Annotated in this window: 1 protein-coding gene; it reads left to right on the forward strand. The window is 61.2% G+C overall.

All coding sequences use genetic code 11. The features are described 5' to 3' along the window. Positions 1-281 (forward strand): aldehyde dehydrogenase family protein (locus KDM89_RS22095; RefSeq protein ID WP_212689883.1); only part of this gene is annotated, 281 nt, incomplete at both ends.

Raw genomic sequence — 281 nt, forward strand, 5'->3', positions numbered from 1 at the left:
CGGTCGATGCCTTGATGGGTGCGGCCTATGGCTCTGCGGGTGAGCGCTGCATGGCGATTTCGGTTGCGGTGGCAGTGGGCAGCGCGGCTGATGCGCTGGTAGCGCGCATGGCAGAACGCGTACGCCTGCTGAAAGTCAACCATGGCAAAGTCGCTGACGCAGAGATGGGGCCGGTGATCACCAAAGCCGCACAACAGCGCATAGAACACTTAATTACTGAAGGTGTGCAGCAAGGCGCGACGCTGGTGGTGGATGGGCGCGGCTATGTGGTACCAGGTTGT

Source organism: Cognatundibacterium luofuense, assembly GCF_018139685.1.
In the GTDB taxonomy this organism is placed as follows: Bacteria; Pseudomonadota; Gammaproteobacteria; order Burkholderiales; family Burkholderiaceae_D; genus Undibacterium; species Undibacterium luofuense.